Annotated in this window: 18 protein-coding genes and 4 pseudogenes; 14 read left to right on the top strand and 8 right to left on the bottom strand. The window is 43.9% G+C overall.

The features are described from left to right. Positions 1 to 5 precede the first annotated feature (5 nt). Positions 6 to 626 (top strand): YceI family protein, encoded by a 621-nt coding sequence (locus ACTXGE_RS11435; protein WP_443543522.1) that lies wholly within the window; start codon positions 6 to 8, stop codon positions 624 to 626. A 146-nt stretch (positions 627 to 772) separates the two neighbouring features. Here ACTXGE_RS11435 and ACTXGE_RS11430 read toward each other — a convergent pair whose 3' ends face one another. After that, a complete protein-coding gene (locus tag ACTXGE_RS11430) occupies positions 773 to 1,378 on the bottom strand; it encodes a YceI family protein (RefSeq protein WP_443543524.1) in 606 nt (201 codons plus the stop codon). Positions 1,379 to 1,950: 572 nt separating this feature from the next. On the opposite strand from ACTXGE_RS11430, the gene ACTXGE_RS11425 reads away from it, so the two are divergent. After that, complete coding sequence (locus ACTXGE_RS11425) at positions 1,951 to 2,883, top strand: DMT family transporter (RefSeq protein WP_443543526.1); 933 nt, start codon at positions 1,951 to 1,953, stop codon at positions 2,881 to 2,883. A gap of 47 nt (positions 2,884 to 2,930) precedes the next feature. On the opposite strand, the gene ACTXGE_RS11420 is transcribed toward ACTXGE_RS11425, so the two are convergent. The 4 genes from ACTXGE_RS11420 to ACTXGE_RS11405 all read right to left on the bottom strand — a co-directional run bounded on the left by ACTXGE_RS11420 (position 2,931) and on the right by ACTXGE_RS11405 (position 7,641). Beyond that, positions 2,931 to 4,196, bottom strand: a complete 1,266-nt coding sequence (locus tag ACTXGE_RS11420) for an amidohydrolase family protein (protein ID WP_443543528.1) — start codon at positions 4,194 to 4,196, stop codon at positions 2,931 to 2,933. Between the two features lie 505 nt (positions 4,197 to 4,701). Continuing rightward, complete coding sequence (locus ACTXGE_RS11415) at positions 4,702 to 5,505, bottom strand: SDR family NAD(P)-dependent oxidoreductase (RefSeq protein WP_443543530.1); 804 nt, start codon at positions 5,503 to 5,505, stop codon at positions 4,702 to 4,704. Next, positions 5,505 to 6,635: an MBL fold metallo-hydrolase gene (locus ACTXGE_RS11410; RefSeq protein WP_443543531.1), complete on the bottom strand. Its 1,131-nt coding sequence runs from the start codon at positions 6,633 to 6,635 to the stop codon at positions 5,505 to 5,507. Before ACTXGE_RS11410 ends, ACTXGE_RS11415 begins: the two co-directional genes overlap by 1 nt. Positions 6,636 to 6,735: 100 nt before the next feature. Further along, positions 6,736 to 7,641 (bottom strand): LysR family transcriptional regulator, encoded by a 906-nt coding sequence (locus tag ACTXGE_RS11405; RefSeq protein WP_443543533.1) that lies wholly within the window; start codon positions 7,639 to 7,641, stop codon positions 6,736 to 6,738. 217 nt (positions 7,642 to 7,858) lie between these two features. Here ACTXGE_RS11405 and ACTXGE_RS11400 point away from each other — a divergent pair, with 217 nt between their 5' ends. The 6 genes and pseudogenes from ACTXGE_RS11400 to ACTXGE_RS11375 all read left to right on the top strand — a co-directional run. After that, positions 7,859 to 8,260 carry a DoxX family protein gene (locus ACTXGE_RS11400; protein WP_443543535.1) on the top strand — a complete coding sequence of 134 codons (402 nt, stop codon included), beginning with the start codon at positions 7,859 to 7,861 and terminating at the stop codon, positions 8,258 to 8,260. Positions 8,261 to 8,361: 101 nt separating this feature from the next. After that, a pseudogene (locus ACTXGE_RS11395) lies at positions 8,362 to 8,910 on the top strand (NADPH-dependent FMN reductase). Further along, on the top strand, positions 8,873 to 9,655 hold the full coding sequence (locus ACTXGE_RS11390) for a YoaK family protein (protein WP_317200803.1): 783 nt from the start codon (positions 8,873 to 8,875) through the stop codon (positions 9,653 to 9,655). The pseudogene ACTXGE_RS11395 and the gene ACTXGE_RS11390 overlap by 38 nt, the downstream one beginning before the upstream one ends. A gap of 561 nt (positions 9,656 to 10,216) precedes the next feature. After that, positions 10,217 to 10,873, top strand: a complete 657-nt coding sequence (locus tag ACTXGE_RS11385; protein WP_443543537.1) for a YoaK family protein — start codon at positions 10,217 to 10,219, stop codon at positions 10,871 to 10,873. A 347-nt stretch (positions 10,874 to 11,220) separates the two neighbouring features. Continuing rightward, on the top strand, positions 11,221 to 11,361 hold the full coding sequence (locus tag ACTXGE_RS11380) for a hypothetical protein (protein ID WP_443543539.1): 141 nt from the start codon (positions 11,221 to 11,223) through the stop codon (positions 11,359 to 11,361). Between the two features lie 30 nt (positions 11,362 to 11,391). After that, positions 11,392 to 11,793 (top strand): annotated as a pseudogene (locus tag ACTXGE_RS11375) (isochorismatase family protein); the annotation flags it as partial. 109 nt (positions 11,794 to 11,902) lie between these two features. On the opposite strand, the gene ACTXGE_RS11370 reads toward ACTXGE_RS11375, so the two are convergent. Next, on the bottom strand, positions 11,903 to 12,229 hold the full coding sequence (locus ACTXGE_RS11370) for a GNAT family N-acetyltransferase (protein ID WP_443543541.1): 327 nt from the start codon (positions 12,227 to 12,229) through the stop codon (positions 11,903 to 11,905). Positions 12,230 to 12,560: 331 nt separating this feature from the next. On the opposite strand from ACTXGE_RS11370, the gene ACTXGE_RS11365 reads away from it, so the two are divergent. The 6 genes and pseudogenes from ACTXGE_RS11365 (at position 12,561) to ACTXGE_RS11340 (ending at position 18,485) form a co-directional block, all read left to right on the top strand. Beyond that, positions 12,561 to 13,262 (top strand): hydrolase, encoded by a 702-nt coding sequence (locus tag ACTXGE_RS11365; protein ID WP_443543543.1) that lies wholly within the window; start codon positions 12,561 to 12,563, stop codon positions 13,260 to 13,262. Between the two features lie 120 nt (positions 13,263 to 13,382). After that, positions 13,383 to 13,544, top strand: a pseudogene (locus ACTXGE_RS11360) (DUF1427 family protein); the annotation flags it as partial. A 181-nt stretch (positions 13,545 to 13,725) separates the two neighbouring features. Continuing rightward, positions 13,726 to 15,594: pseudogene (locus ACTXGE_RS11355) on the top strand (amidohydrolase). A 190-nt stretch (positions 15,595 to 15,784) separates the two neighbouring features. Then, entirely contained in the window at positions 15,785 to 16,492 is a 708-nt protein-coding gene (locus ACTXGE_RS11350; RefSeq protein ID WP_443543544.1) for a pirin family protein, read from the top strand. Between the two features lie 220 nt (positions 16,493 to 16,712). Continuing rightward, positions 16,713 to 17,651: a pirin family protein gene (locus ACTXGE_RS11345; protein WP_435949856.1), complete on the top strand. Its 939-nt coding sequence runs from the start codon at positions 16,713 to 16,715 to the stop codon at positions 17,649 to 17,651. Between the two features lie 222 nt (positions 17,652 to 17,873). Further along, positions 17,874 to 18,485: a nitroreductase family protein gene (locus ACTXGE_RS11340; protein WP_435949855.1), complete on the top strand. Its 612-nt coding sequence runs from the start codon at positions 17,874 to 17,876 to the stop codon at positions 18,483 to 18,485. A 149-nt stretch (positions 18,486 to 18,634) separates the two neighbouring features. Here ACTXGE_RS11340 and ACTXGE_RS11335 read toward each other — a convergent pair whose 3' ends face one another. Next, the gene (locus ACTXGE_RS11335) at positions 18,635 to 20,035 is read right to left on the bottom strand and encodes a surface lipoprotein assembly modifier (protein WP_443560310.1); all 1,401 of its coding nucleotides are present in this window, start codon (positions 20,033 to 20,035) and stop codon (positions 18,635 to 18,637) included. Positions 20,036 to 20,125: 90 nt separating this feature from the next. Then, a partial coding sequence (locus ACTXGE_RS11330) for a Slam-dependent surface lipoprotein (RefSeq protein ID WP_443543549.1) occupies positions 20,126 to 21,103 on the bottom strand: 978 nt, incomplete at its 5' end.

Below are 21,103 nucleotides of genomic sequence, written 5' to 3'. Positions count from 1 at the left end.
CCGCTATGAAATTTCTTTTATTTCCTCAAATACAAGCGTACTTTGGCAAGCCAATAGCTGCTTTGTTATTAGCGGCTGCTGGCATCGGCATCAGCAGTATAAGCTACGCCGCCACCTATAATATCGATCCCACGCATGCCAATGTCCGCTTCGCTATCGATCATTTTGGTACGTCAACCAATACGGGCGGGTTTTATAATCTAACCGGTCAACTCGAGTACAGCCCGCAGGCCAAAACAGGGGATATCGCCCTCATTATTCCGATGAATACGTTAATGACAGGCAATACCGCCTTTGATATTGTACTTAAAAGTGATGAATTTTTCGATATCGACAAGTATCCAGCAGCGTATTTTAAGTCGAGTAAATGGTACTTTAGTGATGCCAGCTCGCCACAAGTCACTCGCGTAGATGGTAATCTGACCCTACGCGGGCAGACCCATCCGGTAACTTTGACGGCGACCAAATTTAATTGTTATCTGAGTCCTATTCTAAAAGCGCGTGTTTGCGGTGGCGACTTTACCACGACCATCGATCGCACCAAATGGGGCATTAGCAAATACACCTTGCTTGGGATGACTGAAAAAGTAGATTTGATGATTCAAATAGAAGCGGCAAGGCAGTAGGGCGTTTTATAGGTTCATTAACAGGCAAAAAGCTGGCAATAAAAAAGGTATCAAGCAAATTGATACCTTTTTATTAAAATAGCGCGTTTTTTATAACTGGTCGCTAAAGAGCGCAATCATAAAAAGCGTATTAGTAGACATTTAGGTTACGAGTTACCATCTTTTAGACTCGCTTCTACTTGTATAACGAGCTTAATGTCTTTCATCATACCGCCATCGGTATAGGTGGTAAGACCCCACTTAGTGCGATCAATAGTAGTCTCAAAATCGCCGCCACATACTTGAGTCTCAAGTGCTGGACTGTCATAGCAGTTGAATTTGGTCGCGGTGAGCGTGATAGGGTGCGTCTGACCATGCAGCGTTAGATCGCCTTTTACTGTCTGTACCTCTTCACCATCAAACTGCCATGATGTTGACTTAAAATAAGCGGTAGGGTACTTGGCAACATCAAAAAAATCAGCAGATTTGAGATGCTTATCAAAGCCTTTGATTCCTGTGCTCAAGCTACCCATAGGAATAGTGATACCTACAAAGCCCTTTTGAGCCTCTGGCTGATAATCAATCATACCTGTCAAACCATAAAATCCACCAGCATTGGTAGAGGTGCCAAAATGATCAACAGTAAAACGGGCTGCGGTATGGCTTGGGTCAAGCTCATATATGGCGCTATGACCTAGTACGCTAAGCATGCCAAGACTACTGACCGCAGTGATAGCAATAGTACGTTTTAATGTTTTAATTGATAAATTCATAATAAGTTATCCTTGTATACTGTAAGAGGTTATTAATGAGCATTCGAAGACTATAATTTCGTTATTCATTTTGGTATAAAAGCCAAAATAACTAAAATCTTTATCGTTTAGCTTATCTTACCGAAATGCGTTATTAGTTTAGCAAATATTTAGCAATCTTGTTGATTACTAGAATAGATGATTGTGTGGTGTTGTTATATTTTGGTTACTGTATTCCCTTTTACTGGTTTAAGCTGTCATGTTCTAAGATCGATACCCAATAAAACAGAGACGTCTTATAGTTAGTTGAATGCAAAACGGTTATAGATTTGAACGCGCTGCTGGTATAAATTTTACTTGCGTGCTGCGTCCCCAGAGGCTGCGCAAAATTCATACCAGCAGCGCTATAACATTTTTACAGTATATCGACTATATTACAGGGCAAAATTAAAACAATTTTTTCTTGCGTACTGTGCCTACGCTACCTGATACTGCAAAAACATATCTCAATTTCCCTGTATCGCCTTCAGATTAAACGGACTATATTTATTGGTTTTATATTTAAAACGGCTTTTAGACGGTGACTATCCTTTATGAGTGAACCGATTAAACAGTCTTTTATCAAAAATAATGCTTGGCTCATAGCGCTGACCTGTCTGCTTTTGGGCGGGGCATTGCTTGGTATCTCAACCAACTTAGCCAAGTACGCAGATGAGATTGGACTAACACCACTGGCTTTTTTATTTTGGTCAATTGCGGGCGCGGCCATTATCTTGCTTGTCGTCGCCTATATGAGAGGCGAGCTATTAGCGCCAAGCAAGCGTAGTTTTGAGTATTACATCGTTGCCGCTTTGGTCAGCGTCGCAGGCTCAAACTTGATATTTTTCTCCGCTATTCCACACGTAGGCGCAGGTTTTGTGGCGCTGATAATCTCCTTGCCGCCGCTGCTGACTTATTTGGGCGCGCTTATGCTGAGTATCGAGCGCTTTAGCACAGTGCGCGCGCTCGGTGTCGCCGCTGCGCTTATAGGCATTGGTGTACTGGCAGCGCGTAAATTTGCGACGCCAGATACCAGCGTCTTTTGGATCTTAATCGCGCTTTGTGGCCCTGTGCTGCTAGCGATTGGTAATATTTATCGCACGCTTCGCTGGCCGGATGATGCCTCACCTATTGCACTCGCGCCTGGCATGCTGATCGCCGCGGCTACTATGCTCGGCCTAGTAGGGGTACTGCCTAGTTTTTCACTTATAGTCTCGTTAGACAATACTCACTCAATACTATTAATCCTTGTGCAAGCTATCATCTTTGCGGTGCAGTTTGTCCTGCTATTTGTACTACAAAAAACGGGCGGGCCTGTGCTACTAAGCCTACTTGGCGCTGTCGGTGCTATCGTTGGCGTGCCCGTCGCTGTTCTCTTGCAAGGCGAAGCGCCGCCTGAGGGGTTAATCTTAGGCGGCTCTTTGATCGCCCTCGGTGTGATGCTAGTCACTTGGGGCGGTATGAAGATGGCTAGGCTATCAAAGTAAGCTTTATGCTGACTTATCAATAAGCGCTTTTTTTAAATCCTTTAAAATCATTCTAAAAAATAAATCTCAGCGGCCGCGTTGTTGAAGGTTTGCTTACCGTTTTTAAAGCCCGCTAGCGCTTGCGCATTGGTACGGATGGCTTCGATCTCGTCTTTGGCTTCTAGTATTACCAGCGTTGCTGGCGCGCCAACCACTATCTGGCTCTGCATAGATAATAGTTTGGCGGCGTTTTGAGTGATCATATCAAAGGCATCTGCAATCTCATCATCGGTAGATAATTGCGCGATATTGGCGTACATATTCGCCATGCGTATGAGCGACGCATCGCCAAAAGGGGTAAAGGCATTTAATATGTTGTTGCTTGAGATCATGGTTTTAACGCCCAACTCTGCGAACGGATTGGCATTGACCGTGCCTCTAGGGATAAGCGCTTCGTAATTACTGCCATTGATGTAGATATCAGTAGCAGGCAGCACAATTAGGGCAATATCCGCCTGTTTGAGTAGTCCTGCCATCTCACCGCGCTTCATCTTGTCCATCGCCGCAAGCTTGGTCACATGTCCGATAGAGACGCGGCCTTGATAACCACGTTTGATGGTCTCCTCTACCACTTTTGGAATGCTAGAGTCTTTAGGATCCAAATCAAAATCTAAATGAAAGTCAACATCGACGTCATACTCTTGAGCGATATCGAATATCAGTTCGATATGCTCGTCTGGATTGTCGTCTTTGTAAGGGCAGCCCCCTATCAGATCCGCGCCTTGCTCCAGCGCTTGTTTGAGTAGCTTAAGGGTTTTGGGTTTGGTCGTTAGTCCTGACTGGGCAAAGACGCATATCTCAACATCGATGGCAAAGGCATATTTATCGCGCGCCTTTTTGATAGCGTCAAAAGCACGCATTTCAGTCTTTTCATCAGTCTCTACAAAGGTGCGCAGACCGACGGTACCTTTTTTTATCGCCATCTCTAAAACTCTTGAGGCGCGCTCGAATACATCTTGGGTAGTAAAGTTCTCTTTGGCCTTGCCCGTCTGTTCGACGGCCTCATCAAGCGTGCCTTTTTCTACGCTACAACGGTCTAAAATACAGGCTTTATCCAGATGAATATGACTCTCAAAAAACCCTGAACAGACAAAGTTGCCTTTTGCGTCGTAATCAGTAGCTTCGTCGTTATTAGGCTCAGAAGTCGCGATTTTCTCAGTAGTAGCATCGTCTTTGACGACGTCTATACTAGCAATGAGTCCATCTTTTATATGGATATCAACAGGATATTGATAGGCTCGAAGCATGGCATTTTTTATAGTGAAGTCGGTCATTATTATTATCCCATTTTAGAGTTATCGTTTTATTTTAAGTATGTAGTGATCAGTAGATTCTAAGTAAAAGTATTATGTGCTCTATTTACTAGCAAGGCTGATAAAGATTTTCTAGCTTGGGGTGCCTATGCAGACAGGGGCTGCAAAAATTTTTATCAGTCTTGCTATAACATTTATAGTGAACCGACTATAGGTCATTAAAGCGTAAAATATTTAGCAAATAGCTGCTATCTCTTATTGTCATGGTTCGGTGGCAATTGTGTAGGCAGGAATGGATTGATTAGGGAGATATGACAAATAGGCAATAAAAAGCTGAGCATTACGCTCAGCTAATAATAAGTAAATAAAATAGAAATGCTATACGGACACGCGGAATGGATATAAATTTTTTTGCGTGCTGTGCCTACGCAGACAGAGGCTGCAAAAATTCATATCCATCCCGCTACATCTTACTTACATTAACTTAATCAGGATTTTTGAGGTTTTAATCTAAAACAAAAACTGCTTATTTCTTCATCGACATTGCAACCGCTTTGTCACCGATCCAATTGACCCAGCTGACAGGAAAGAGGCGTAGTTGCAAGCGGATGAGATTGGCCATCACGCCTGGCACAACCAAGAACTCACGGTTTTTGACGCCTTTTAGCATAGCTTTGACCGCATCTTCAATTTTGAGCTCGCCTGCTAGCTTTTTCATACCGACGCCTGCGGCTGCCATGACTCCGACCTCAGCTTGGGTAAGCGGGGTATCGATAGGCGGCGGGGCAAATACAGTAATATCGATCCCCAAAGGCTGCCATTCATAATGAAGCGATTGCATCATGCCCCAAATGGCAAATTTGGAGGCGCTATAAGAGCTATAGCCATAACTACCTGTAAACGATGCCATCGACGCCGTCACCATCACTTGCTTGCCGCGCGATAAAAAGGGACGTACCGCTGCCAGCACGTTGCGCGTACCAAACACATTGATACTTATGACTCGCTCAAACTGCTCTTGCGTCATCTCATCAAAAGTCCAAGGCCCTGTGACGCCAACGAAATGCATTAAGATATCGGGCGGCGTATGACTCGCGGCCTCAGCGATCTGTTTGGTAGTCATCTGGGCGTCGGTCGCATCAAGCTCATAGGTGCTAATTGAGGTGTTGAGTTTGTTCATGCCTTTGAGCGTTGACAAGGTCTCATCGAGCGTTTGCACATCAAATAGTACTAGATGCGCGCCTTGATTGATCAATTGCTTGGCCGTCTCAAAGCCAATACCAGAGGCTGCACCCGTGATATAAACCGTTTTGTCTTTATAGTAACTCATCAAGCACCTACCTGTTGCGCTTTACTATTTTGAGGTGCAGCGCTACGGGTACGCAGCGAGCCAAACTTAGCTTCGCCAATGAGATGACTGACCTTTTGACCTGGCAAGAGCCAATAAGGGGTGGCTTCACTACTTGAGGCGCAATTAGGAAAGTCAGGATTGCTAGACGGTCCTGCGATGGTTTTCTCAACGACCATAGAGATATATTGGTCGGTGCTGTCCTCTAGGGTGTTACCATTTAAGATAACCTCCATGCCTGTATTTTTGGCATAGCGGCGAATGGCGTTGACCTTGGAGTTCATCGGGGCATAAGCATCAGCGCCCACGCCATTCTCTGAGGTGACGCGGATACCGTCAGGGACGCGCGCGACCAAAGAGTGATTGCCCTCAGTGTGACCAGGCGTATGCACAAGCGCTAAGCCTTCGCCCAACTGTAGGCTACTGGTAAAGGTAATCACCTTTTCAGGATCGACGCCTTCGATGCCATTAGGGCAGTACCATTCTGCTTGTACTGGCAGTAGCCCCTGCGCGCTTTGCCATTCTTTTTCGTGGACGAGGAGCTTGGCATTTGGGAAGTAGGCAGGTCTGTCCTCAGTAGCGGTCTTGCTACCGAGCCATTGACGTACATCTTGCGTATGCAGATGGTCGTAGCTGATGTAATCGACGTCCTCTGGCATTAGATTAATCTCTTTTAGAGCCTCAGTGACATCGCGAAAGATAGGCGCAACCACGTTTTCAAGCGGCGACCAGTTGGGCATTTTATCAGTTAGGCGTTTAAAGAATGGCGTTTCACGGTCAGCATCGATATCTGATGGTGAGAACAACAAGGTTTTAAGCTCACCTAAGGCGTTGCGAAACTGCACAATAAATAGACGGTTTAAAATATGCAAATACGGAAACTTGTAGGTGCTTTGCGTATAGACGCCGCTATAAGCGTACCATGTCGGGTAGGGGACGCGCACTAGATTGACGCTTTGATAGTAGGCGACCTCCGGCTCCTCCATAAAGCGCTCGCGAAACGCTTCGGCCTGTTTGCGCGCCGCACTTAGGCGCTCTTGTGGCAATGGACTTTGGCGTACTTCATTAAAGTCGTGCAAGGTTTTCATACCTAATGATTGCAAATCCATCATATATCCTTATAAGTGTTTGGTTGTCAATGAGCTTTAAATCATAAGCTGTACTTGATAATAGCAATAGTATTTCGGCAGTGATAGTACTTTTAGCGTACGCTTAAGTCTTATCCCAATACGGATCATCACCGAAGCGTTCTGCAATAAAATCAATCAGATAACGACAGCGCTGTGACAAAAATCGGTTTTTGGGATAGACGGCATAAGCATTTAAAGAGGGCAGCTTATACTGCTCAAGGATAGGAATAAGTGCGCCGCGCGCTACGGTCTGATAGGTAATAAAAGTAGGCAAAAACGCAATACCTTGACCCCTTACTGCCATATCGAGCAAAAAATCACCGTTATTGGCTTTTATTTTCGATTGTGTCACCACGTTATGCGTTTTGCCTTGCTCATCTGTCAGCGCTATCGAGCCATATTTGCCAAGGCCATATTGCAAGAACTCATGCTCTGTCAGATCATCAGCCGTCTGCGGCGTGCCCATTTTGCTTAGATAGTCGGGACTTGCGCACAGCGAGTATCGAATTCGCGCCAAACGCTTGGCTTGGTGCGTTGAGTCTTGTAATTCTCTAATGCGAATAGCAAGCTCGTAGCCTTCTTCAACCAGATCTATGTGCCGATCTGAGAAGTCCAACTCAAACTTTAGATTGGGGTACTCTTTTGAGTAGTCATCTATCACTTCACTTAAATGCATCAGACCAAAGGTTAATGGCGCGGTCATCTTAAGCGTACCCTCAATACGCGTGGGTGCGCCAGTTGCTTGCTCATTGATAGCCTCTACCTCGCTCAAGATATTGTTCGCTTGGCGATAATAATACTCACCCGCTTCAGTCAGATTCGATTGGCGCGTGGTGCGGCTGATCAACTGATTGCCCAAACGCGTCTCCAAGTCTTTTAGACGACGACTCACCGCAGATTTGGCGACATTTAACTGCTCAGCGGCTTTGGTAATGCTACCCGCTTCAACCACGCGTACGAACATGGCCATATCTTCTAGTTGTCCCACCTTACTCTCCTGTTTTTCGTCGATAAAATCTATCTTATATAAAGGGCGCTCAAAATAATAAAGTCAGCATTTAAGTTACTATAGCATTGTTCTGATAATAAGAACTTATATTTGTGATTCGTGCGGTTTATCGCTCATCCATCAGCCTTTACAATAGTGCTATTATGCAACTCAACGAAAATACCTTAAATAAAAACTCAACTTTTGGAGAAACAAAATGGATAAACTACAAGAATTAAGCGCCCCAATCGGTCGCCTATTTTTATCAATGATCTTTATCTTTTCAGGATTTAGCAAGATTACAGGTTATGCAGGTACAGCGGCTTATATGGAGTCAGTAGGCGTCCCTAGTATGCTATTGCCGTTAGTAATCGCCCTTGAAATCTTAGGCGGTATCGCGGTACTTGTCGGTTTTAAAGCGCGCTTAGTATCGTTATTGATTGCTGGTTTTAGTATTGTTTCTGCTATTTTGTTTCATCAGTTTTGGAACGATGAGTCGCAGATGAACCCCTTTATGAAAAACATCGCTATGGCAGGTGGGTTTTTGATGATATTTGCGCATGGTCTAGGCGCTTATTCTATTGATAAAGACCAGACACCAAAGACAAGATTGCACTAAGTTTTAATAAGCTAAGTTTTGATAAGCTAAGTTCTGTTAAGCTAGGCTCTGCTAATATGAACAGCACCACAGTAATAAATGCAGAGTATTAGGAGATCACTATGAGTACGACTATAGCTTTAATTATAGGCAGCTTGCGTAAAGCCTCTATCAACCGTAAGTTTGCAGAATATATCGTGTCGCAGCTACCTGATGACATCAAGGTAGAAGAAGTTATCATCGATGACTTGCCGCTTTATAATTAAGACTATGATGATCAGAGTATCGATAGTTATGATCGCGTTCGCCAGCAGATTAAGACGGCTGATGCGGTCTTAATTGTTACCCCAGAGCATAATCGTACTATGCCCGCAGCGCTCAAAAACGTCATCGATATCGGCTCGCGTCCTCATGGTGACAGCGTATGGACTGCTAAGAGAGTCGCTGTCGTGACCGCTTCTCCTGGTACCTATGGCGGCAGATCTAGTGGCCTTGATGTACGCAAAAGCATGCAAATGCTCTCAGCTCAAATGATGATTAGCCCTGAGGTCTATTTAGGCCATGCAACTGACAGCTTAGATGACGCAGGTCAGGTCAGCGAGCGCACACAAAAATTCCTCAAAAAGTTCACAGATGAGCTCGCTACATTCGCAGGACGTACTGGTGTCTGATAGCGCATCTAACAGTGTAGCGTCAAATAGTCATCACAGTGGCGCTCAAAACGATCAGCCACCAAGTTTTTGGCAGCGCTACCGTGCCCCTGTGTTGTTGACTGTCGTCGGCGGCGCTATTGACACTATTGGCTTTATCACCCTATTTGGGTTTTTCACCGCTCATGTCACAGGTAACTTGGTATTGGCAGGGAGCGGACTTGTCAAAGGCGAGGACGGTCTGTGGATCAAGCTAGCTTCTGTGCCACTGTTCATCTTGACGGTCGTTGTGACCAAAATCTATATCGATAATAGCCGCAAACAGCAGCTGATACTGACGCATTTGCTATTAGCAGAAGCGGTATTTCTCACCGCGTTTATGATAGCGGGATTATCTTTTGGGCCTTTTACCGATGGCAATAGCATCACGGTGGCGATAACTGGCGGCTTAGGTTTGACGGCTTTAGCGATTCGTAACACAGCGAGCAAAACTGTCATCAAGCACATGAGCCCCACGGTGCTCATGACTGGCAATACGACCCAACTCGGTATCAATTTGTCTGACTATTTAGCCCATAGGACGCTAGATAATGCCAAAAAGCTCGGTCATAGCTCAGCGCTGGTGATCAGCTTTGTTGTTGGGGCACTATTGGGTGCAGTGCTTTACGTTAAGCTTGGCTACTGGGCTGTGGGTTTGTTTGTATTGCCAGTGCTGTACTTAGCTTGGCTGGCCCGTGACAAAAGCTTTTTACAGAACATCGGCTAGCGACCAATATCCTAAATCCTTGTATAACGCCATGCAACGATATTCTCTTGCAACATCACCCGACAAAATTCTCTTACATAGCTTATTTTAAATAACATCATACCTATTACTGTACAGGCAACTGGGGTAGATCCTATTGTTATGTCTGCAATCTTTGATATGGCGTAAAACCCCTTGTTAGCAGCACTGCATTTATCTTTGAGTAAATGAATCCTTCTAATGATGTCATGCAACCTTGCTGCCTTAAAAAGGCTGTACTTTTATTGTTCTTACTTTTATTGTTCTTACTTTTATTGTTCTTACTTTTATTGTTCTTACTTTTATTGTTCTTACTTTTATTGTTCTTTAAACATGAACTTAGTGTTGTTTTTATTAGTGTTTATCTAATTATAGTCAACAATTATACTGATCGAAGTAGTAAACGTACTTGGCATTTGCGATATAAATTCACCAACATATAAATAGGGGAGTGAAGTGGCTCATATAGAAAAAACAAAAAATGAGAGCGACAACGCGCCTTCATCTAACCTGACTTTTTGGCAGCGCTATCAGATACCAGTCATGTTAACTACGGTGGGCGGCGCTATTGATACCATAGGTTTTATCGGGTTACTTGGCTTCTTTACCAACCACGTCACTGGTAACTTGGTGATGGCGGGTGGCGGACTGGTTAAAGGTGGCGATGGGCTGTGGGTCAAGCTTGGCGCATTGCCTGTGTTCTTGCTGACGGTCATTATCACCAAACGTATGATCAATATTACGAGTGCTAACAAACCTATTCTCAGTAATTTATTATTTGCTGAAGTTGTGTTTTTGCTGGCGTTTTTGGCATCGGCTATCTATTTTGGCCCTTTTGAGCAGGCGGGCACGTTAGAAGTGGCATTTACAGGATTTTTGGGTTTGACCGCTTTTGCTATTCGTAACACCGCAGGCAAAACGATTATGGGCAAAATGAAGCCAACGCTACTGATGACGGGTAATACCACGCAGCTCGGTATTGATCTATCAGACTATGTGTTTGATCGCAAAAATTGCAACATGAGTAGCCTAAAGCATAGCTTTACGCTAGTTGCCAGCTTTACTATTGGCGCTTTTGTGGGTGCGGTATTGTTCATCTACATCGGTTTATGGGCAATTGCTCCGTTTATCTTGCCCGTGCTTTACGCGGCGATAAAAATGCGTGATAAGCAAGCGCTAAAAAATGCTACGGGCGCTTAGTGCTTTATTGAGCTTACTTGCAACAATCAACAAACTATAAATTTGATTTACCAGATATTAACAAACATTGTACTAGTCTACTAATGTAAGTTAAAAAGGTACGCTAGTATACTGTGAAGGACTATTACCTAGTGTGTAATGTACATTAAATCCTTCTTAAGGGTTTGGTGCACATCATTATAAATAGTTCTTCTATAACAATAACACTAGAGCACTTCAACTATAAACAAAATCAAAGGAAGATAATTATGTCTAATTTTAATATTGATCAAGTAAAAGCTGATCCTAGCGATAAGCTCATCACCCCTGACAATACAGTATTTATGTTCATTGACCAGCAGCCATAAATGTATTTTGGGCTAGGTAGTCATGACACAAAAGATGTGCTCAATGCGATCGTCGCTTTATCTAAAACGAGAAAAATCTGGGATATCCCAACGGTCTTGACGACGTTGACTACCGATACCTTTACCGGTGAGATTCCTTAGCAGCAAAAAAGAGAGTTTGAAAACGATACGCCAATCGATCGTACTTTACTTAACGCTTGGGAAGATCAACGCGTTGTCGATGCAGTCAAAAAGACGGGTCGCAAAAAGATTATTATGTCAGGCCTATGGACTGAAATCTGTGTGCTATTGCCAGCAATATCAGCAGCCGATCAAGGCTATGATGTCTACGTTGTAACTGACGCATGTGGCGGAATCGATAAAGAAGCCCACGATATGGCCGTCATTCGTATGACAGAAGCGGGCGTCATTCCGATGACTTGGGTTCAGGTCTTGTGTGAGTTGCAGCGTGACTGGGCACGTGAAGAGACTTATCAGCCGGTCATGGATGTCGTGATGGAGCACGCAGGTGCTTACGGTGTTGGGGTACAGTATTACAACAACCCACCAAAAGAGATCGTCAAGAATGTCTAAAGTGTAAACCTGAAGCTTTAAGCTGAAAAGTTTCATAAATAAAGAACGCCGTGCTCATAGCATGGCGTTTTTTTATTTTAGAGTTATTTTTATTCTAAGATTATGAGGTTTAGGGCGCTGCGTTATGAAATACAGAGTTGTCTTGGTACTCAGGGTGCTTGTCGATATAGGATTTGACATAAGGACAGGTGGGTTTAACTCGCAGGCCTTTTGCTGCGGCATCATCCAAGATATATTTGACTAGATAACCTGCGATACCTTGACCGCCTAATTCTTTTGGCACCTCGGTATGCTTGTACTCAATGCCTTTTTCACCTGTACTTGTGGTAAAGAACTCGTAGTCCTCCAGTGCAATTTGATCATCGATATGAATCTCAAAACGTTGTTTGTCTTTATTATCGATAACGTCATAGTTTAATGGTTGTTTGTCAGACATAGGGTGACTCCTTTTATTAATAAATGATAAGACCTAGATGGTGCTCTAGATTGTAGCTTTAATATGCTAGCAGCTTACAGGGGATGGTTTGTTAGCATTATATTACTGAATATAGGGTTCTGATAAACGGTTATTGTTCTGATAAACAGAATGGTGAGTTGCAATTGCTCTGGTTTATCTTTTATTTGCTAACAATTATTATAATTACATCGTTTAGAGTTGGTTTGAGGCGTCATTGATTAGAGCCTTATTACATTGAGCCAGCTCTGACGTTTAGATTTTGTAGTAGTAACGACTTTTGAATACTCATCTCACTATTAGGAATACGACTATGTCTAACAAGCTTTTAGAACTACTAACGCCGCAAAACAGCCAAATTATCTTTATTGATCAGCAGCCACAGATGGCTTTTTGTGTACAGTCTATCGATCGTCAAACTCTAAAAAACAATGTGGTCGGTCTAGCAAAAGCGGCTAAAACTTTTGGTATCCCAACGACTATCACTGCGGTTGAAACCGCGGCGTTCTCTGGCAATACCTTTCCAGAGCTACTAAGCGTATTCCCAGACAACGATACGCTAGAGCGCACTTCAATGAACTCTTGGGATGATCAAAACGTCCGTGATGCGCTCGCTGAGCATGCCAAAAATGGCCGCAAAAAGATCGTCGTATCTGGCCTTTGGACTGAGGTTTGTAACTTATCTTTTGCGCTATCTGCTATGCATGACACCGATTATGAGATCTATATGGTCGCTGATGCCTCTGGTGGCACGACTCTTGAGGCGCATCAGTACGCTATGGATCGTATGGTGCAAGCAGGCGTGATCCCAGTCACGTGGCAACAAGTGCTCCTAGAGTGGCAATGTGATTGGGCTAATAAAGACACTTATGATGCGGTTATGGATATCGTCAGAGAGCACTCTGGCGCTTATGGTATGGGTGTTGATTATGCCTATACGATGGTACATAAAGCCCCTGCACGCGCGATGGCAAGAGGCAGCATTGGACCTAATCCTGCCCTTAAAACGGGCTAATATATTATTGAGTATCGTGCGGTTAAATACAATATTTAGCCGCAGCTACTGTCTTATAGCATCAATTGAGTTTGCAAATCTTTAGAGCTTGGTTGATGCTTTTTTTATGGCGATAAAAATATGAAACTGTATCTTATCTCACTCGCGGTCGGCATTCTGGCAGGTCTGTTATATGGCGTATTGAACGTGCGCTCGCCTGCGCCTCCTGTGGTCGCACTTATTGGACTACTTGGTATGCTCATCGGTGAGCAAATGGTGCCTTATGGTAAGCAGTTTATCGCCAGTTACTCATCAAAAGATGAGGCGGCACAAGTACTTGAACCCTCTACATCAGCGCCCAGCACCTCAAGTGTCAATAATGGCGCAGTGTTAGACCCAAAAACCACTTCTCAGCCGCGCTTAGACGCTTAATTCACTTAAATGCACGCCCGATAAGTGCATTCCATACATTAAGGATAATATTATGGCAACTCCCGATATCATCTACTACAACGGCAAGATGACGACTCTTGACCACAGCAAACCTAGTGCAAGCGCTGTCGCCATCAAAGACGATAGATTCGTCGCGGTCGGCAATGACAAAGACGTACGAGAGCTGGCGGGCGAGAATACCAAGATTATTAATCTAAACGGTCGTAGCGTCATCCCAGGTCTTTTTGATAACCACACTCATGTCATCCGCGGCGGGCTCAATTACAATATGGAGCTGCGTTGGGATGGGGTAAGATCGCTTGCCGATGCGATGTCTATGCTCAAAGCGCAAGTGGATAAGACACCATCTCCGCAGTGGGTACGGGTCGTTGGCGGCTTTACCGATCAGCAGTTCGCTGAGAAGCGCTTGCCGACGATTGATGAGATCAATGCTATCTCCCCAGATACGCCAGTATTTATCCTGCATCTATATGATCGCGCGCTATTGAACGCGGCAGCTCTGCGTACGGTAGGCTATACCAAAGACACGCCTGAACCACTGGGTGGCGAGATTACTCGTGATGCTAATGGCAATCCGACAGGTCTGCTCATTGCTCAGCCCAATGCGACTATCTTGTATGCCACCCTTGCCAAAGGGCCAAAACTGCCTTTTGACTATCAAGTGAACTCAACCCGTCACTTTATGCGCGAGCTTAACCGTTTAGGGGTCACGGGCATTATCGATGCAGGCGGCGGCTCACAGAACTTCCCTGATGATTATGAAGTCGTGCAAAAGCTTAACGATGAGAATTTGCTGACTGTGCGCATAGCGTATAACTTATTTACCCAAAAGCCAAAAGAGGAAAAAGAGGACTTTTTACGCTGGACGCAAACGACTGACTATAAGCAAGGCGATGACTACTTCCGTCATAATGGTGCAGGTGAGATGCTGGTATTCTCAGCCGCTGACTTTGAGGATTTCAGACAGCCGCGCCCTGAGATGGAAGGCGAGCTTGAGGACGTTATCCGTATTTTGGTACAGAATAAATGGCCTTGGCGTATGCATGCGACTTATGATGAGACCATTGAGCGCTCGCTAAACGTGTTCGAAAAGGTCAATCGCGACCGACTTATGATGAGACCATTGAGCGCTCGCTAAACGTGTTCGAAAAGGTCAATCGCGACATGCCAATTGACGGTCTCAACTGGTTCTTTGATCATGCTGAAACTATCTCACAGCGCAATATTGATCGTATCGCCGAGATGGGCGGCGGCAGCAGCAAATACGCCGCCCGTAAAGCAAATGCTCGATAGCGGCGTCAATGTCTCAGCAGGTACGGATGCCACCCGCGTGGCCTCTTATAACCCATGGGTATCACTCGCTTGGCTCATTACAGGCAAAACCGTTGGCGGCATGAAACTCTACGATCAAGACAATCTCGTTGACCGTGAAACCGCGCTACGTATGTGGACGGAAAAGGTCGCTTGGTTCTCTAATCAAGAAGGCGAGCGCGGTCGTATTGAAGTGGGTCATCTAGCCGACTTTATCGTGCCGAGCAAAGACTTCTTTAGTGTCCCTGACAATGAGATTCCGTTCTTGACCTCGAACCTGACGGTTGTCGGCGGCAAGGTCGTGTACGGTGATGGCGAGTTCTCAGATTATGACACGCCGATCCCGCCCGCTATGCCAGACTGGTCCCCTGCCAATCAGTACGGAGGCTACGGCGCTTGGGGCGAGCCTGAAGGCGCAGGCAAAAACTCCTTAGAGCCACTGATGAATCAAGCGGCGATGGCTTGCGGCTGTGCTAGCGCTTGTACTTTGCATGGACATAATCATGCCAAAGCATGGAAATCCAACGCACCGGTCTCGAACTTTAAAGACTTCTTTGGTGCTTTCGGGTGCTCTTGCTGGGCAGTTTAATAGTTAATTAGATAAATGATATAAAACCCCGCTAATCTTAGGCTTAGCGGGGTTTTTTGATGGATTCACATGTTTTTATTGTTCTAAAATGAAGAATAGTTAATTGCGATTAGTACTGTTTATCGTGCCTAATACAACGGTTATAATAGACCCATAGTTCAAACATACCATTATAAATAAAGGATAACTTATGAAAACTATCTATCATGCAGCAGACTCTCGCGGTAATGCCGATCACGGCTGGCTCAAAAGCCGTCACACTTTTAGCTTCGCTAACTACCATAATCCTGAGCGTATGGGCTTTGGTGCGCTACGTGTCATCAACGATGACTTTGTAACAGGCGGTCAAGGCTTTGGTAAGCACTCACACCGCGACATGGAAATCATCAGCATTCCGTTGTCAGGTAAGCTCGGTCATGGCGATAACATCGGTAACAATGGCATCATTGAGACCGGCGAGATTCAGGTCATGTCAGCAGGTACGGGTATCACGCATAGCGAGATGAATGGCGATGACAATGAGCCTGTTAAATTCTTACAGATTTGGGTCATTCCAAACAAAGGCGGCGTCGCTCCGCGCTATCAACAAGTGCGCATGGATGAAGACGCTAAGCACAATGCTTTTAACCAAGTACTCTCGCCAAACCCCGATGATGCTGGTGTCTGGATTCATCAAAACGCTTGGTTCCATATCGGCAGCTTTGATAAAGGCGTTACCGAAACCTATGACTTAAAAGAGGCTAACAATGGTGTTTATGTACTAGTGCTAGAAGGTCAAGTGACCATCAATGGTAGCACTTTAGATACTCGTGATGGCCTCGGTATTTGGAATACTAAGAGCTTCACGATGGATGCTGATGAGGACGCTCGCGTATTGCTAATGGAAGTACCTATGTAGTAAGTTGGCAGTAAAGCGGCAGTAAGTCAGCAATAAAACGGTATTAGATAACGAGTATATCTATACCGTTAGCGCCATTGTAGAATTTATAGTATGAATAAAGTTAACCGAGCAGAGTGATGTGTCAATAATAAGCTTAAAAGTAAATACGCAAAAATAGACGCCGCCATTCTGCTTTTGGCTGTATTCCTATCCGTCATTCGATAATAAGAGGTGAGTTATGAGTATTCAAACCCTAGAGCCGAGACTGGCAGACGTCGGCGGCATTCCTATCGCTAGATTACTACCTAATAAAGGCAAGCAGCCAATTGGTGCATGGTGCTTTTTGGATCATGCTGGCCCCGCTGATTTCGGTCCAGATGAAGCTGGTATGCAGGTCGGTCGTCACCCGCATATCAACTTGCAGACCTTTAGCTGGATGCTTGACGGCGAAGTCTTGCACAAAGACAGCTTGGGTAACGAGCAAGTCATTACCAAAAACCAAGTCAACGTCATGACCGCAGGGACAGGGCCTACTCGTGGCATCAGTCATACTGAACAAAGCGTATTCCCTGATACGGGTGGATCGCCTGATGCGTCGCGTGCGCTGAGCATGGTACAGCTGTGGATCGCGCTACCCACGGATCAAGAGATTGAGCCAAGCTTTCATCACTATCCAGAATTGCCGACGTGGACCGAAGACAGCGTCGAGATGATCCTTACGACGGGCAGCTATACGTCGGTGACGGGTGAGCGTTTCGAGGCGCCAACGATTCAGTACTCAAAAATGGTTGGTATCGATGTGTACTGGCAGGAAGATGGCGAAGTTACCTTGACGCTAGAGCCAGGATTTGAGTACGGTATCTTAGTCAACGAAGGCGAGATTGAATCTGAGGGCAAAGTCTGCCCACAAGATCAACTGCTGCGCTTTCACGATCATGATGTCGCCAATAATGAAAGTATCAAATTAGTCGCCAAAAAAGGTACGCGGGTGATGTTCATCGGTGGTGAGCCTCTCAATAACCAAGTGCTGCTATGGTGGAATTTTGTCGCAGATAATAAAGAAGAGATTGAGCTTGCGATCAAAGACTGGAACAACGGTCACGAGCGTTTTGGTAATGTTGACTCAGATATGAAGCGTCTATCCGCACCAGAGTTGCCAGAAGGTTTTCAAGGCTAGTAGCAAAGGCAATTATAGAAGCGAGACAGTAAAGTAATCGGTAAGGCGAGACAAACTTATTGATTACCTTAGCTTTACAATTATAGTTACTGTTAAGTTATTTTACAAAAAGAGAGTACGGATATCATTACCGCTCTCTTATAATAGGCACGTTATTAACTTGTATGGGTTGTTCAATGATCAACCATACTTTTTTATTCACATAAATTTTGGAGACAAATTATGTCAGACCTACAAACTCTACAACAGCTTATGGAAAAGCGTCGTTCTATTTACGGCCTAAGCGATCAGTTACCTGTCTCAAACGACGACGTTGTCAAATTGGTTGAGCATGCACTATTGCACGTACCCTCAGCGTTTAACTCGCAATCAGCACGTTTGGTTGTACTATTTGGCGAAGACCATAAAAAACTATGGGACATCACCGAAGAGACACTAAGAGTGATCGTCAATAACGAAGAGCAGTTTAAAGGTACTAAAGATAAAATCGCAGGCTTTAGAGCAGGCGCAGGTACAGTATTGTTCTTTGAAGACAAAGGCGTTGTCAGAGGCATGCAAGAAGCCGCTCCATTATATGCAGACAAGTTCCCAATATGGGCGCATCAAACCAGCGCGATGCATCAGTATGCGATCTGGACTGCGCTTGCGAGCATCGAGATTGGCGCAAACTTACAGCATTACAATCCTGTGATTGATCAAAGAGTTGCACAAGAGTGGAACATCGCTGAGGACTGGGAATTGAATGCACAATTGGTGTTCGGTGCTATTGAACAGCCAGCTGGCGAAAAAGAGTTCAAGCCATTAGATGAGCGCATGAAAGTATTTGGCGCATAAGCCGCTATTATAAGTACAATAATGGCCAGTACCAAAAATAAAACCCCGCTATCGTAATGATAGCGGGGTTTAGATATTAAATAAAACTCAAGTTCCATAAAAAATTGGTGTTCTTACAAAGTTTAACTATGCCGGTTATTCTTTAAATATTAAAAATATTTATCTACTTTTACGAAAAAGGTGCTATTACTACGCTCATATAACGATAAGTTACTTTCAATTTTCTGATACTCGTAGTTTAACTTTGGTGTAAAACCTTGCCAACTAAGTCTTTTATGTCCTAGAGTTGTGCTAAATTGGTATTCATCGTCTTTACGCTTTTGCCCATAAAAAAAATTTTCAGCTTCAAAATCTCGCTGAGCGTAACGGAGACTACTTCTCACGCTAATCTTTTCTCCAGAGAAAGCCATTCCTCCACGTATACCTTGACGATCTGATGATTCAGCCTGATCTGCTAGGTCATCACGCATAAAATCAGCACCAGCATAAACCAACCATCTAGGTTTAGGTTGATAAAGCAAAATCCATGCAATACTATTGGCATGACCATCGTAGTAACTCGCTAAATCATCATCTGTATAGCGTTTCTGTATGTGAGAAAGATTACCAGAAATTTGCCATTCATCTGAAATTTTTCGATTGTATTCTAATGTCAAACCGTAATTTTGATTATACTGACTTCCGCCTAATAGATTTTGCCCTGCAATTGCTACAGCGCCCCATGACCGTTTGATATTTTTGTGGCGATACCCTAAATTTGCTTGCAGTGTTAATTCACTATAGTCACTATTATCCCAATAATTTACACCTTCCGTATCTATGCTCGTATAAGCGTAATGATTGCCTACTATATTTTTCTCTTTTGCAGCGCCAACGTTGTATCGTATTCCATGCGCCTCTTGTGGCAATGAATCGTCACTACGAATAAACGTAGCTTCACCAACTACTAACTCTCTTATATCGGATGCTTGATTAACGTTATCAGTAGACTCATAACTAAGGTTAAAATTAGGCTGCCATTCTTGAGATTTTTTTATACTAGCCAAAACCTGACCAACTAAAGACTGTAACGGAGGTGCAAGATGAGGCGCAGCTGTTACTAATTCAGTTTTTGCTTCAGCATAGCGCTTGTCTTCATACAGCATCATTGCCAAATCAAATCTTGGGTAATGTAAATCTGATTGACGAGTTAATATCTTTCGGTACAAGGTGATAGCTTCTTTTTGACGACCTTGATGCCGATACAATGCTCCTAATCCATAATCATATAGCGTTGGATCAAAGTTTGTAGCGGTACGATATTGACTCAATAACTTTTCTAGCTCTAGCCACTCTTTATTGATAATAGCAAAATTGATTCTTTCTTCCAGGCTGCTATTTTCTTTTGTTGGTGCAGGAGTCGGTGTATCAATGTTAGGTTGATTCAGTAATAATTCTGGTTGTACTTGTGGAGTATTCTGAAAAAACACGTTTTGGGCAGGAGGTACTTCCTGCGCGAGAACTGATGTAGATAAAGTGATACAACAGAATATATAGAGCTTCATTTTCATTAACTTTTACCGATATCATAAAAAACCGTTTGAAATATATGTTAAATACTTCAAACGGTTTAATTTACTTATTTGAGGATGAATTTTCTATTATTTAGAGATTTCACCACGAGTACCGCCAAAGCCAATAGTATCATTGCCATTAAATACAACCTTACCAGCGATTTCTTCAGCTTTTTTACCAAAGAAGTCTAGTGAATAACTACCGTTTCTAAAGCCTTGTTCAACTGTTGAATTAATACCTGTTCCTGCTATCGAACCTTGTTGCAAATCAACTGTATCGCCTAAGCCAGTAATTGAACCAGAACCAGTACGATCAGTAAAATTCACATTATAAGATAATATTCCTTCTTCATATAGACCTGAAGTCGAAGCAAATATAGGGTTTTTCTCGCTACTAAATGCTTTACCAGAATAATTCGCTGTACCTAAAGATGGAATCGCATTAGCTTCAGTTTTTAAACCTCCGATAGTAATATTTGAGTCTATGCCAGAATCAAAAATACGTGAGCCTACTCCCTCTGTCCAGGCTGAATAATTTCCTAAGACAACAGAATAAGGTTGATTGTAAACTACGTCATACTTTCTTTCGATTCTTCTATCACCATTTGTAGTTGTATCCCTACTAGATGTCATTTGCGCGCTAATTCGACCTACAGGATATGCACCATTATTGTGATACTTACCTTTAGCTTGGGAGAGAGCATTGTCTAAAGCAACTCTTTCGTTTTCAGCAACGATAGAGTCCAATGCAGATTGTGCATTTGTTGCACTAGCTTCTTTGTTCTCTTCAGCATAGGCAGTTGCCTGTTGATCAGTTAGTCCAGCTGTTTTAGCTTTTGCTAATAAGGTTACACGGTTAGTTTCAATTTTTTGCAGACGTTCTGCTTCAGCTTTCTCAGCAGCAATTCTATCTGCTTCAGCTTTTTCAGCAGCGATTCTATCGGCTTCGGCTTTTTCGGCAGCGATTCTATCGGCTTCGGCTTTTTCGGCAGCAATTCTATCTGCTTCAGCTTTTTCAGCAGCGATTCTATCGGCTTCGGCTTTTTCGGCAGCGATTCTATCGGC

It is taken from the genome of Psychrobacter sp. T6-4 (assembly GCF_052258425.1).
GTDB lineage: Bacteria > Pseudomonadota > Gammaproteobacteria > Pseudomonadales > Moraxellaceae > Psychrobacter.
Note: the sequence above shows the minus strand (reverse complement) of the source record. Positions and strands in the feature narration are given on the sequence as shown.

Coding starts and splice junctions, on each gene's coding strand:
- ACTXGE_RS11435 (WP_443543522.1), top strand. CDS start 6: ATGAAATTTCTTTTATTTCCTCAAATACAAGCGTACTTTGGCAAGCCA.
- ACTXGE_RS11350 (WP_443543544.1), top strand. CDS start 15,785: ATGAAAACTATCTATCATGCAGCAGACTCTCGCGGTAATGCCGATCAC.
- ACTXGE_RS11430 (WP_443543524.1), bottom strand. CDS start 1,378: ATGAATTTATCAATTAAAACATTAAAACGTACTATTGCTATCACTGCG.
- ACTXGE_RS11340 (WP_435949855.1), top strand. CDS start 17,874: ATGTCAGACCTACAAACTCTACAACAGCTTATGGAAAAGCGTCGTTCT.
- ACTXGE_RS11420 (WP_443543528.1), bottom strand. CDS start 4,196: ATGACCGACTTCACTATAAAAAATGCCATGCTTCGAGCCTATCAATAT.
- ACTXGE_RS11415 (WP_443543530.1), bottom strand. CDS start 5,505: ATGAGTTACTATAAAGACAAAACGGTTTATATCACGGGTGCAGCCTCT.
- ACTXGE_RS11380 (WP_443543539.1), top strand. CDS start 11,221: ATGTATTTTGGGCTAGGTAGTCATGACACAAAAGATGTGCTCAATGCG.
- ACTXGE_RS11400 (WP_443543535.1), top strand. CDS start 7,859: ATGGATAAACTACAAGAATTAAGCGCCCCAATCGGTCGCCTATTTTTA.
- ACTXGE_RS11365 (WP_443543543.1), top strand. CDS start 12,561: ATGTCTAACAAGCTTTTAGAACTACTAACGCCGCAAAACAGCCAAATT.
- ACTXGE_RS11410 (WP_443543531.1), bottom strand. CDS start 6,635: ATGATGGATTTGCAATCATTAGGTATGAAAACCTTGCACGACTTTAAT.
- ACTXGE_RS11390 (WP_317200803.1), top strand. CDS start 8,873: ATGAGCTCGCTACATTCGCAGGACGTACTGGTGTCTGATAGCGCATCT.
- ACTXGE_RS11425 (WP_443543526.1), top strand. CDS start 1,951: ATGAGTGAACCGATTAAACAGTCTTTTATCAAAAATAATGCTTGGCTC.
- ACTXGE_RS11385 (WP_443543537.1), top strand. CDS start 10,217: ATGTTAACTACGGTGGGCGGCGCTATTGATACCATAGGTTTTATCGGG.
- ACTXGE_RS11370 (WP_443543541.1), bottom strand. CDS start 12,229: ATGTCTGACAAACAACCATTAAACTATGACGTTATCGATAATAAAGAC.
- ACTXGE_RS11345 (WP_435949856.1), top strand. CDS start 16,713: ATGAGTATTCAAACCCTAGAGCCGAGACTGGCAGACGTCGGCGGCATT.
- ACTXGE_RS11335 (WP_443560310.1), bottom strand. CDS start 20,035: ATGAAAATGAAGCTCTATATATTCTGTTGTATCACTTTATCTACATCA.